Annotated in this window: 8 protein-coding genes; 3 read left to right on the top strand and 5 right to left on the bottom strand. The window is 42.2% G+C overall.

The features are described 5' to 3' along the window. Positions 1-60: 60 nt before the first annotated feature. From ACLD5M_RS04625 to ACLD5M_RS04615, 3 genes are all read right to left on the bottom strand, one after another. Positions 61-2,697: an HAD-IC family P-type ATPase gene (locus ACLD5M_RS04625; protein WP_410313300.1), complete on the bottom strand. Its 2,637-nt coding sequence runs from the start codon at positions 2,695-2,697 to the stop codon at positions 61-63. After that, positions 2,687-3,361 carry a hypothetical protein gene (locus ACLD5M_RS04620; protein WP_410314694.1) on the bottom strand — a complete coding sequence of 225 codons (675 nt, stop codon included), beginning with the start codon at positions 3,359-3,361 and terminating at the stop codon, positions 2,687-2,689. Before ACLD5M_RS04620 ends, ACLD5M_RS04625 begins: the two co-directional genes overlap by 11 nt. Before the next feature lie 94 nt (positions 3,362-3,455). Beyond that, positions 3,456-4,064, bottom strand: coding sequence for a pyroglutamyl-peptidase I (locus ACLD5M_RS04615; RefSeq protein WP_410314693.1), 609 nt, complete (start codon positions 4,062-4,064; stop codon positions 3,456-3,458). A gap of 346 nt (positions 4,065-4,410) precedes the next feature. Between ACLD5M_RS04615 and nox the strand changes: the two genes are divergently transcribed. Together nox and ACLD5M_RS04605 are read left to right on the top strand one after the other, a co-directional pair. After that, on the top strand, positions 4,411-5,751 hold the full coding sequence (nox, locus tag ACLD5M_RS04610; RefSeq protein WP_410313297.1) for a H2O-forming NADH oxidase: 1,341 nt from the start codon (positions 4,411-4,413) through the stop codon (positions 5,749-5,751). Positions 5,752-5,936: 185 nt separating this feature from the next. Next, on the top strand, positions 5,937-7,061 hold the full coding sequence (locus tag ACLD5M_RS04605) for a 4-hydroxybutyrate dehydrogenase (RefSeq protein ID WP_410295992.1): 1,125 nt from the start codon (positions 5,937-5,939) through the stop codon (positions 7,059-7,061). 108 nt (positions 7,062-7,169) lie between these two features. Here ACLD5M_RS04605 and ACLD5M_RS04600 read toward each other — a convergent pair whose 3' ends face one another. Both ACLD5M_RS04600 and ACLD5M_RS04595 read right to left on the bottom strand, forming a co-directional pair. Then, the gene (locus tag ACLD5M_RS04600; RefSeq protein WP_410314692.1) at positions 7,170-9,248 is read right to left on the bottom strand and encodes a YhgE/Pip family protein; all 2,079 of its coding nucleotides are present in this window, start codon (positions 9,246-9,248) and stop codon (positions 7,170-7,172) included. Then, entirely contained in the window at positions 9,238-10,005 is a 768-nt protein-coding gene (locus ACLD5M_RS04595) for an ATP-binding cassette domain-containing protein (RefSeq protein WP_410314691.1), read from the bottom strand. The genes ACLD5M_RS04600 and ACLD5M_RS04595 overlap by 11 nt, the downstream gene beginning before the upstream one ends. A gap of 540 nt (positions 10,006-10,545) precedes the next feature. On the opposite strand from ACLD5M_RS04595, the gene ACLD5M_RS04590 reads away from it, so the two are divergent. Next, the gene (locus ACLD5M_RS04590; protein ID WP_019260930.1) at positions 10,546-11,886 is read left to right on the top strand and encodes a Na+/H+ antiporter NhaC family protein; all 1,341 of its coding nucleotides are present in this window, start codon (positions 10,546-10,548) and stop codon (positions 11,884-11,886) included. Positions 11,887-12,100: the final 214 nt, after the last annotated feature.

Here is a 12,100-nt window from a genome sequence, read left to right as displayed (position 1 = left end):
ATTGTAAGCATCCTTAAGCTAGCTTCGACACACTAATTGCGTTGAAATATGTTAGATTATTCACTTCTTACTTTGTTTAGGTAACAAGTTCGCTAAACTCACGCACGCAAACCATAGTATTACAGCTAAAACAACAGCTATAAGCATTACAGTAAACGCGCTCCCTGAAGTTGGCACGTGAAGTTCAAAGAACTTTGCAGTAAACGGTATAAAAGCTCCAACAACTCCAGCTGCAGCAAATAGCGCAACCATAATCCCTCTCCACGAGCGCAAAGGTTTAGCAACGCTTGCGAGCACTAGTATGCCGAGAACAAATACAATTACGGAACAAATGCTACGAGTAGTTGCCAAAGCTTGCACGTTTGAAACAATAAAACGGGAAGCTTTCAAACTATTTTCTACAGTTTTGTCAAGATTCAACCCTAAAACTCGAGGAGCTATAACAGCAGTAGCGAGCACAGAAAGCGCTATAGCAAATCCGCTAGGAACAGCAAAACGCACAACGCGCTTCAAGAAACCTGGAATGTATCGACGAGTATTAGGCGCAAGAGCGAGCAAAAATGCTGGAATACCAATAGTTAAAGAACCAATATAAGTAATGTGACGAGGCAAATACGGGAAGTGAAGTGCTAGAAGCACAACTCCTGCAGAAATAAGTGCAGAATAAACAGTTTTTACAAGGAACAAGCCAGCCACACGTTCCATATTTGCCATCACTTGCCTACCGCGAGCCACAACATCCGGCAAATGCGAGAAGCGCGAATCAACAAGAACCACTTGAGCTACAGCTTTTGCAGCAGGAGCAGCGTTGCCCATAGCAACGCCCAAATCAGCTTCTTTAAGAGCTAAAGTATCATTCACGCCGTCACCAGTCATAGCAACCACATGACCTTGAGCGTGAAGCGCTTGAACAATCGCCTTCTTTTGATGAGGAAGCACACGCCCAAGAACATCCACATTTTCAAGCACTTTAGCCAATTCGTTAATATCTTCCGGTAATTTTCTAGCATCCATTGCAACAGGCTTACTATCCCCTGTTAAACCAACTTTTGCAGCAACAGCAGCAACAGTTGTAGGATTATCTCCCGAAATTACGCGGCAGCGCACGCCCTGCTTACGGAACCATTCAAGCGTTTTACGCGCATCTTCACGAATACGCTCAGAGCAGCGAACTAAAGCAACAGGCTGAGCATTTGCACAAATAGTAGGAGAATCACCAAAAGTTTTATCTGTTTCCGTTACTCCACTTACGATGCTACTATCGCTACTTACTTTCGCAAGAAGAAGTACGCGCTCACCAAGCTCCGCATAAGAATTAACTTTCGCTAAAAGTTCATTAGAATTTGCATAATTAATCGCGCTTAGCAATACTTCCGGAGCACCCATATACCAAGTTTCATATTCTCCACTGCTTTTCGCATATTGCACCGCACTCCACTTTCTAGAAGACGAGAATGGAAGACGGTTATGTACATGCGCACTAGCGGCAACTCCTTGAGAGCCAAGCCCTTCCATAATTGCAACGCCTGTTGCGTTAGGATTTTCTTCGTTTGATAAGTCGAATAAAGCTTGATTGGTTTGTGAGTTAGTTTGTAAGTTTGTTTGCAAGTTTGTTTGCAAGTTTGTTTGCAAAGATATTTCCGCACTACTATTATCTAGATTTTCCACGCCAACAAATGCAATACCACCGTCGGTTATAGTGCCAGTTTTGTCCAGGTTCAAGCAGTCTACGCGCGCTAAAGTTTCTACAGATTCCAGCTCCTGAACTAACGTTTGCTTACGAGCAAGCCGCATAGCAGCCACCGCAAAATTAAGCGAAGTAAGAAGAACCAATCCTTCTGGAATCATGCCAACAACGCCTGCAACAGCAGAAACAACAGCTCCCCTCCAAGCTCCAGTCTGCCAAGCTTCAACAAATCCGCCAACCTTGTGCATTTGCGACCACACAAGCAGCACGCACAAAGGCACCACAACCATCGTCATATACTTCAAAATCGTGTTAATTCCACGGCTTAAGTCAGAAATTGTTTTATTATAAACTTTCGCTTGCGCCGCCAATTTTGCAGCATAACTGTGCTCTCCTACGGCAGTAACACGCGTTAAAGCCATTCCAGAAACTGCAGTAGATCCGGAATAAACGTCGTCACCATTAGCTTTACGAACTGTAGCAGACTCGCCCGTAAGCATGGACTCGTCCATTTCCAAGCCCCACGATTCCAGCACTTCTACATCTGCTGGAACCTGCTCGCCAGCCCTAAGCCACAAAATATCTCCAAGCACAATATCTTTGTGCGCAATCTCAATATTTTCTCCGCCTCTACGAACCATTGCGTGAGAAGCAATCAATATAGAAAGCCTATCCAAAGTGCGCTTTGCTTTTAATTCAGTCACAATACCAATTCCAGTATTCACCAGAATTACCGCACCAAAAACAGCATCCTTCCACGAACCAGTGGCAAGCACAACAACCATTGCTGTGAAAATAATCGCGTTAAACAATGTAAACACGTTCGCGCGCACAATATCCATTAAAGAGCGAGAAGTCTGCTTAGAAGTAATATTCACGTCTCCGCGAGAAACTGCCTGCACAACCTCATTGGTGCTCAAACCAGAAACTTCTACTTTAGGAAGCGCCGCAATAGCTTTATTATTAGTGTTTTCTGTAGGAACTATTGTTTTTTGTTTATTACTTGTCATTTACAATCACTTCCCTACCGTGTGGCGTATTGTCAATTATTGCGCGAACAATGCTTAGCAAAGATGAACGCTCAGGCGCTAAATTATGCGAAATATCCCCAACCCCAACTCGCAATATTGCAGCGTATAAAGTTTCGTCTTTCGGTGCGTTTACAGGATTTACTAACGCAACTGGCACACCAGCATAACGCGCGTACTGCAACGCAGAAATCCATTCTTTGCTTTCGTTTTGTTTATTGCGTGCGATTTTATTGGTCTGTTTGTTCTCTTTTTTATTTAGTTGATCATTAGCATTATGCGAATCATCAACGCTTGTTACGTCTAGCGCGTTAATAAGTATTAATGAAACAGGCTGCTCACTTGAAGTGCGAATAGCTTGCTGAGCCGCATCGTTCGCATTATTTATATTTGACACAGAAACGTAAGAAGCACTTAAATTTGCCATTTTGCACTTCTGCATAATATCAGCATCGAGAGCTGCTGATTTAGAACCAATTACGAGCAGATGAATATCGTTAATATCCACACCGTCGTGAATTATGTCTCCAGCGCGACCAGTGCTACCAACGGCTTTACCCTGCGGCTCGCAAGCACTCAACGTACCCAACGCTAAAGCAGTTACGACAGCAGCCGCAAAAATGGTAATAGCGCGTTTAGAAAACATAAGACTTTTATACCACACCTTCAACATAAGTGGCTGTTTTGAGTTATTTTATGCAATTTGACAAATTAAAGATTTGCTGGCGATTTATCTGCAATCACTTGCAGTCATCCGCAATTACTTGCAGCGCAACTTCAATACCTCGAAGCATATCAGCTAAACTCATAGAACTCGTAGTCGGCTTATCAAGAATCTGCTCAGGCAAATATGGAACGTGAATAAAACCACTCTTAATCGTCAATTTTTTAGTCTGGCAATAATGACAAACATTGTAAAGCACATCATTACACACGTACGCGCCAGCAGAAAAAGACACAGAAGCCGGCAATTTTGCTTTATTTAAAGCATCAACTATGTTCACAACTGGCAAAGTCGCTTTATACGCCACATCGCCATCTTGCACAACAGGCTCATACCAAGGCTTATACCCACTATTATCCGGTATACGCGCAGCTCTACAGTTAATTCCAACATACTCAACGTTAAAACAAGCAGAACCACCAAATTGCCCTAATGAAAGCACAGCATTAGGGTGAACTTCCTCTATTTTCTCAATAACTTTTTGCGCGCCCTTGCTAAATTCCGTAGGAATCTGCAAACGAACAAGTTCCACACCCTCAGGCGCATGCACTGATTGCGCAATCTCCCACGACGGATTTATAGACTCATTATTAAACGGCGTAAAACCAGTAATCAAAATACGCATCACAATACCCCTTCATACGAATATCACTTTATTAAAACATTAAAACGCACCACAAAAAAACTGTACATATGTGAATGTCACTGTATATAAACTGTATACAAACTTCAGGATTCTACTACGTAATTCATGTTCGCAAAAAGATTAGTGATAGTCAGATTGTGAAATAACCACACAACTCCCCACACAACTCCACCACAACACGCACAAAATCAAAATTGGTAAGACTCGCATTCGTGTAATAGTATTGTGCATTGGATGTGCATTCGCGCAGCAGCGTGAATTAAACAAAGCAGTTGAAGCACATACAATAATTTCAACAGAATTCAACGACGAAAAGAGATTACCGATGACGAAGATCATTCAGATTGGCGCAAATCATGCCGGCACTGCCTGCGCTAACACAATTTTGAGCTACCCAGGAAACGAGCTTACAATTTACGATCAGAATAGCAATATTTCCTTCCTTGGCTGTGGCATGGCTTTGTGGATTGGCAAGCAGATTCAAAGCAGCGACGGACTGTTCTACCAAAAGCCAGAAGATTTTGTTAAAAAAGGCGCTAAGGTAAATCTTGAAAGTAAAGTTTTAGACATTGATTACACAAAGAAAGAAGTAACAGTCGAGCTTAAAGACGGCACTGTTGTTCATGATTCTTACGACAAGCTGGTTCTTGCTACCGGCAGCCTTCCAAACAAGCCGCGTATTAAAGGCATCGACTTGGAAAACGTGCAAATGGTAAAGCTTTTCCAGAATGCGCAAACTGTTATTGCCAAGCTCCAAGAGCGTGATTTCCGTAATGTTGTGGTTCTTGGCGGCGGCTACATTGGTGTGGAACTTGCTGAAGCCTTCGAGCGTCTTGGTAAAAACGTGACCCTTATTGACATGGAAGACCATATTCTTAACGGCTACTTTGACCCAGAGTTTTCCGATAATTTGAAGCAAATTATGGAGAATAAAGGCATTAAGTTTGAACTTGGTCAAACTGTTGAAGAAATTGTTGGAGACACTGAAGTCAAGGCTGTTAAAACAAGCAAAGGCACTTACGAAGCCGACATGGTGATTTGCGCTATTGGCTTCCACCCAAACGTTGCGCTCGGCAAAGATCACTTAAAGCAGTATACTAACGGCGCTTTCCTTGTTGATAAGAAGCAGCAAACTTCCGATCCAGACGTGTACGCAATCGGCGACTGCGCTACGATCTACGACAATGCTCGAGACCGCGTAAACTACATTGCGCTCGCTACTAACGCCGTTCGAAGCGGCTTGATTGCAGGTCACAACGTTTGCGGAACTCCTGTAGAAACTGAGGGCGTGCAAGGCTCTAGTGCAATGATGATCTACGATTACAAGCTTGTCTGCACTGGCTTGAGCTTGACTGCAGCTCAAAAAGAAGGCATGGACGTTGATTACGTTGATTTTGAGGATACTCAAAAGCCTGCGTTTATGGAAGTTGAGAATCCAAAGGTGAAGATTCGCATTGTTTACAAGAAGGATACGAAGGTTATTGTTGGCTGCCAGTTGGCTTCTAACTACGATATGTCTGCCGCAATTCACCTGTTCTCGCTGGCTATTCAGAAGAAGGTCACGATTAAGGAACTTGCTTTGTGCGACATCTTCTTCATGCCTCACTTCAACCAGCCATACAACTACATTACGATGGCTGCTTACACGGCTTTGTTGAAGGGATGATTAGACTTTGCTGATTAGCTTAGGCTGAATCACTTTTTCTGATTAGCTTAAATCACATTTATTAAACCAAGCAATCTGTTCTATAATGGAGCAGTTGCTTGGTTTTTTAATCATCCGCGCACAAAAGCGCGCGCAAAACGCGCATATTAGCGTAAGACATGCAGATTAAAACAAAGGAGTCTAGGATGAAGCAGCTTTCTATTAAACCAACTATTCATAAGTTCGAGAACGCACGCGACTTTGCGCAAGAATTCAAGCTCAGCAAAAGTGATTTGGTTATTACAAACCAGTATATTTGGGAGCCTTATTTTGGCGATTTGAATCTTGATTGCGACGTGATTTTCCAAGAAAAATACGGCAAAGGCGAGCCGAGCGATGCAATGGTTGATGCAATCGTTAGTGACATTCACACTACTCCAAAGCGCGTGATTGGAATTGGTGGCGGCACTGTTTTGGATATTTCGAAGGTTTGTGCGTTGAAGCAAACAAGCCCGCTTGAAGACTTGGTTGACGGCAAGATTCCTGCACAAAAAGGCGCGGATCTTATTCTTGTTCCGACTACTTGCGGCACAGGCTCCGAAGTTACGAACGTTGCCGTGTTCTCGCTTACTAAGCGCAATACCAAGAAGGGTTTGGCGAACGATGCTTGCTATGCTACGGACGCTGTTCTTATTCCAGAATTGTTAAAGAGCCTGCCGGATTACGTTTTTGCAACCAGCTCTATTGACGCTCTTACGCACTCGATTGAGTCCGCACTTTCTCCTATTGCAACCGAGCTTACAAAAATGTTTAGTTACAAGGCTTGCGGACTTATTTTGCAAAGTTATATGCGAGTTGTTAAAGAAGGCAGCAGCGCAAAAAGCCAAGTTGTAAGCGACTTGGTTTCGGCAAGTCTTTACGCTGGTATTGCGTTTGGTAACGCTGGCTGCGGTTGCGTTCACGCGATGGCTTATCCGCTTGGTGGAACTTTCCATGTGGCTCATGGCGAAACGAATGCAGCTCTTCTTACAAGCGTTTTGCGATACTATGCGAAGCACGACGAAAATAGCGCAGAAAACACTGAACTTTCTGAGCTTTTTGACTTTATGGCAAATATTCTTGAATGCCAGAAAGAAGACGTACTAGACAAGCTTGACGAAGTTCTTAACACGATTCTTCCTAAGCATAAGCTTCACGAGTATGGCATGAGCGAGGATATGATTCAAAGCTGGGCTGCAAGCGTTGTTAAAGAGCAGCAGCGACTTTTGAAGAACTCCTATATGCATATGGATGAATCTGCAATTGCCGAAGTCTACGCGTCTACTTTCTAAAGTCAGATAACGTATTTATAAAGTAACTAAATTAAACGAAATTCACTAAAAAATCCCCGCAACCAACAAAAGCTGCGGGGATTTTAATTATCGCGCCTACATTAACGCTTATGCTTCAAGCGTTATTACAGGATGCAAATCAAACATTGTTACAGTACGCTTCATGCGGAAGGCAATGCTTGTTATAGCAATAGCAATCACGCCGAAAAGCACTAGCATTCCAATGCCAGAGACTATTTCACCACTGTTCTTTCCAGACATTGCTTGACGCAACCCCATAATTGAGTACGTCATTGGCAAGTAAGGGTGAACAGCTCTAAAGAATGCCGGCGTCATTTGTACTGGGAACGTTCCTGCAGAGCTTGTGATTTGCAACATAAGTAGCACAATCGCAACTATTCGCCCTGGTATGCGGAACACCACCATAATCATTTGCATTATAGCCATAAAGACTATTGACGCTATAATCCCCAGCGCGTAGAATGCACCAACATTATCGATTTGCAACTTCAACGCTCCTTGAACAACGCCCATAAGAATAATCGCTTGCACAACGCCCATAAGCACAAACGGCGTCAAGCTAATAAGCGCGCTTTTAAGCGGATTCATGCCGTTTAGTATCGCTCGCCTATCCATAACTCTCAAAACGAATGTTGCCATAAGAGCACCAACCCAAAGGGCGATGGAAATAAAGTAAGGAGCAAAACCAGTTCCATAGTTTTCAACGTGCGAATACTCGTGCTCTTCCAAGGAAACTGGTGCGCTCATCATCTTACTTTTTTGAACAATACCGTTTACTTTTCCAGACTTTTGAGCATCTTTAAGCCCGTCATGCAATTTCTTAGCACCATCAACAAGCTTTGGAGTGTTATCAGATAGCTTCTTAACACCGGAATTAAGCTGATTAGAACCGTTCACTATTTTCGCAGAACCTTGAGCTGCTGCATTCACGCCATTATTTAGTTTCTCGCTACCGTTACTTACTTGAGCCAAACCGTCAGCAAGATTATTCGCTCCAGCAGCAAGCTTATTTGAGCCAGTATTAACAGCTTCAATACCTTGAGATATTGCATCAGCACCGCCCTTTATTTGCAAGCTTCCTGCAGAAAGCTTGTCTGCTCCAGCGCTTAAAGCAGAAAGATTTGTTTCTAGAAGATTAGAATTTTCACCTAATCCTTCTGCCAAACTTTGCAAATTAGCAAGCACGTCTTCCTTTGTTACTGCCGGGTTTTGCGCTTGCATAAGAAGACCAGTAATTTGTGCTTTTGTTTCAGCGTTTCCAGCTTTAACATGTTCTTCTAATTCGTTGCTAGAAGCTGCAAGCTTTTGAGCTCCTTCATAGAATTCGTCTGTTGCAGCCGATAGCCTTTGCGTTCCTTCGCTTAACTGTTGGGCTCCGTTTGCTAAATCTTGCGTTTTTTGTGCAAGATATTGAGCTCCTTCTTTGCTGCGAGTATTGGCTTCAGTTAGCGTATTCGCGCCTTTTTGAAGCTCCCCTAATCCGCCTTGAAGTTTTTGCAAAGATTGCGAAAGTTTATTCGACCCATCTGCAAGCTTATTTATTCCGCCTTGCAAAGACTTTGAACCTTCATGCAATGCTCCAGCACCGTTTGCGGCAGCACCAAGAGAATCGGAAGCTGAATTAACTTTCGCAAACATGTGCTCCCAATACTCTTGAGCAATCGCCTCGCTAATCTCAGTACGCATAGTGCGGAAAGCAGTTTTACCAATTTGTGAAGCCAGCATATTGCTTGCTTGATCGTACTTTACGTGAAGTTTTGCTTTAGTAGGAGTATCGTATTGCGCGGAAGCAATGCACTTACTGAAAGAAGCTGGAATAGTTGCTACCATAAAATAGTTGCCGTTTTTAAGACCCTTATTCGCTTCGGCACTATTTACAAAATTCCATTGGAAACCTTCACTACCGTCTTTTTGATTCTTTAAACGAGTTTTGATTTCGTTTCCAATGTTTCGCATTTTGCCGTTAATCATAGCGCCATTGTCTTCAACAACAACAGCTACAGGCACAGTATCCAAAGTCTTATAAGGATTTGTAAATGCCCATAAGTAAAGCGATCCGTATAAAAGTGGAATCAAAGCTACGGCTCCAATAACAAGCTTTCGAGCTTTTCCTTTCATCATGTTGTTAAGCTCACGAAATGCAAGAGCAATAGTATTAACGCGCATTATTTTCACCACCATTTGCTTTACGTTCACCAAGCTGAGAATCAGTATGAGAATTTTCTGTTTTCTCATTATTTGGCATAAGTCTTAATACTTGATCCGCTTGCTTTTCTAACTCACTTTGCAAAACTCCAACAAGGCAGGAGCAGTAGTTTTTGCTAACGTATTCGCGAATATCGGAAAGTAAGCATTCGCTTTGCTCACTAGTAAGCTCCGTTTCAATTCCATCAACAAATAGCAACCACGGCTTTTTTAGCAAAGCCAACGCAATTGCCAAGCGCATGCGCTCGCACGGAGTCAACTCTCCTATTGCTGTTTTGTGAGGAGAAAATACTTTCCACTGCGCAAGAAGATTGTACGCGTATTGGCGCAATGCTTCGCGATTTTTTACATCATTTTTATACTGTTCGCGAAATAGTGGCGAAGATGATGCGAGTTTTAGCTCACTCATCAAAACTTCTTCTATTGTTTGCGTTTTGTAGAATTCGTTAATTCCGTTGAATAATCCCAATCCCACGTATTGACGAGATTCTTTAAAATCGTTAGGAAGAGTTGCGTCCGCAATAGTAAGAGTTCCGTTCGTAAATTTCATATAACCAGACAGTGCAAGTAGCAAAGCTGATTTTCCAGAGCCGTGTTCGCCTGATATTGCAACGATTTGATGAGCTTCTACTTTTAATGACACATCCCAAAATGGTGTTCTTCTAAATCTTTGTAAACCTAATTCTTTAGCTTCTAAAAGCGTTTTACTATCTTTCATAATTTGTATGTTTGACGCTTGCAATTAAGATATGGCGTAGTATCTTTTTTGCTTAGAGCGCCAGGCATTCCTCCTTACTCTAAATACTCTAAATAACTTATTTGCAGTTTTCAGTTTTTAGTTTTCAGTTTTTTGTTTATTGTTTATTTTTGGATTTTCGCAATTAGCAAAACAATTTTTAATTTTCACATTGCTTTATCGCTATTTTTCAGCGGTAAACTCACGTTGCAATGCTGCAATAAAACGGCGCAAAACCGAACATTTGGTGATTTATCAATTCTTCACCACTAATCACTTAGAATACTCTTTTGTGCAAACAATTGTTGAGTTACACTAATTTTTTTATTTAATTGTTTATACTTTATATTTATTTAAGAAACAAGTTGTAAACACTTCCATGCTATATTGTCTTTAATTACTAAATGTAAGAAATACATATGTAAGAATACGTATGCAAAAAATACAGACGTAGGCGATACGAAATAAAACGTATTGCTTCAAACAATATATTAAATTCAAGCATTTAAAGGGGTGAACGGCATGCTAAGTTTGCAAATTTTAAATATTATATTTAATCCGGTTATTGTGTCGGTTGTAGTGCTATGCGCACTTAGTCTTGCAAAACTTAATGTTTTGCTATCAATGATAGTAGCTTGCGTTGCAGGTGGCATTGCCGGCCATCTTCCGCTTTTTGGAGATGGAAATCACACAATTATGGCGTTGCTTTGCGACGGTTTCTCCACCAACGCACAAACTGCGCTCGCCTACATTTTGCTTGGTACTTTTGCGGAAGCAATTACAGCAACCGGTTTGGCTCAAATTATTTCTAAAAAAATTAGCAAGATTATTGGCATGAAAAAGTACGCTCTACTTGCAGTACTAACTCTAATTGCGTGCATGTCTCAAAATATTGTGCCAGTTCACATTGCTTACATTCCTATTCTTATTCCGCCGATTTTACGAATTATGAACGAACTTAAGATTGACCGACGAGCAGCTGCATGCTGTACTGCTTTTGGTCTTGAAGTTCCGTACATTGCCATTCCGTTTGGATTTGGCTTAATTTTCCAAACTGTTATTGCTACGAATCTTTCTAAAAACGGTATGAAAGTTAGCGTTGCAGACGTTAGCGCCGTGAACTGGTATTTGGGCGCTGCAATGCTCGCAGCACTACTGTTTGCAGTTTTTGTTCTATACAGAAAGCCTCGCGAATATGAAACTACTGAGGCAGATACTAAAGCCGCAGACGCTGTTGTTGGACCTCTTAACAAACGCCACTACGTAACCATTCTTGCAATTATTGTTGTTGTAGTAGTGCAAGTTATTAGTAAGGATCTTTCGCTTTCTTCTCTTGCAGGTCTTGCAACTATGATTATTTTTGGAGCAGTTGCATGGAAGGATATCGATAAGCAGCTTGCCGGCGGCGTAAAACTCATGGGTCTTATTGCTTTCGTTATGCTTATTGCTGGCGGCTACGCTAACGTTATTCAAGCAACAGGCGGAGTTGATGAGCTTGTGCACTTGGGTGTTGCAGCTATGGGACAGAACAAAATTATTGCCGCGTTTGTGATTACGATTATTGGTTTGCTTGTTACTATGGGCATTGGCACTTCGTTTGGCACGGTTCCTATTCTTGCGGTTTTGTTCGTGCCTCTTTGCCAGAGCATTGGTTTTAGCACTCCTGCAACGATTCTTCTTATGTCTTCTGCTGCAGCTCTTGGAGACGCAGGCTCCCCTGCTTCCGACACCACGCTCGGACCTACTGCCGGCTTAAACGCGGACGGTCAACACAGTCATATTTGGGATACTTGCGTTCCAACGTTCCTTATTTTTAATATTCCACTTATGGCTGCCGGCATTGTAATATCGCAGTTTATTTAGCAAATTATTCCCGAGAACACGGCAAGTAAAAACGCAACTAGCGAATAATTGCAACTAGCAAATAACGTAAATAACTAATAAACGCCAGTAGAGTTGAAATAAACTCCCTGGCGTTTATTTTTAAGCACCAATCAACCACAAGTAGCCAATCAATGCAAATCTGCAGTTAATGGACACTAGCGCATGACTACGTTAGACGCATCAGCACACGAGG

Origin of the sequence: Gardnerella sp. Marseille-Q9185, from assembly GCF_046508745.1 — a bacterium.
GTDB classification, from domain to species: Bacteria; Actinomycetota; Actinomycetes; order Actinomycetales; family Bifidobacteriaceae; genus Bifidobacterium; species Bifidobacterium greenwoodii.
This window is presented reverse-complemented; position numbering and strand designations above follow the sequence as displayed.